The organism is Corallococcus sp. AB038B (assembly GCF_003668955.1).
GTDB lineage: Bacteria > Myxococcota > Myxococcia > Myxococcales > Myxococcaceae > Corallococcus > Corallococcus exiguus.
In genome coordinates this window covers 1-726 of sequence record NZ_RAWO01000051.1, presented here as the reverse complement: position 1 = coordinate 726, position 726 = coordinate 1, and the positions used below count along the sequence as shown (strand labels likewise).

Annotated in this window: 1 protein-coding gene; it reads left to right on the top strand. The window is 70.2% G+C overall.

The annotated features are described in order from the left end of the window. Positions 1-726 (top strand): poly(A) polymerase (locus tag D7Y04_RS42480; protein ID WP_304988655.1); only part of this gene is annotated, 726 nt, incomplete at both ends.

Sequence of the window (726 nt, the reverse complement as noted above, 5' to 3'; positions counted from 1 at the left end):
GCCCTCCGCATCGGGCTCCGCGCGATTCGTGGCCGATGCCGCCATTCCCCTGGTGAAGCTGTCACTGGGAGGCGTGAGCTTCGAGGTGTCCTACGCCAGCCGTCCCGAAGGCGTGGCTCCTTGCGAGCCCTCGACGCTGCTGTCGCTCCATGGAGAGGAGCTGGATGTTGCGGGACTCCGCTCCGTCCTGGGACTCGCGGACATGCAAGGCGTGCTGGAAACACTGGGCGAGGACGAAGGACAGCGCGAGCGATTCCGGACCCTGCTTCGCGCGGTGAAGACGTGGGCCAAGGACCGGGGCGTCTACTCGCATGCGCTCGGCTATCTCGGCGGGCTGTCGTGGACGGTGCTCGCGACGTGGGCCTTCACGAGGGCGGCGCCGGGCACGGTGAAGACCGACGCGGAGTTGCTCGCCCACTTCTTCGGGACCTTCGCCTCCTGGCCCTGGCCACAGCCCGTGGCCCTCACGCCGGAGCTGGCGCGCTATCGTCCGGATGGCAAGCGAGACCTGCTGCCCGTCATCGCCCCGGCCGCACCCGCGCGGAACACGGCGCGCGATGTGTCGCGCTCCACGTTCCGCGTCCTCCGCGATGAGTGGATGCGCGCTCGAGCGCTCGTGGCGGAGGCCCGCGCGGCGGGTACGACTCTCTCGTGGGAGGCGTTGTTCCAGCCTGTCGACACCGCCCAGGACCTGCCCACGCGGCTGCGCCTGTCCGTCGAAGCACG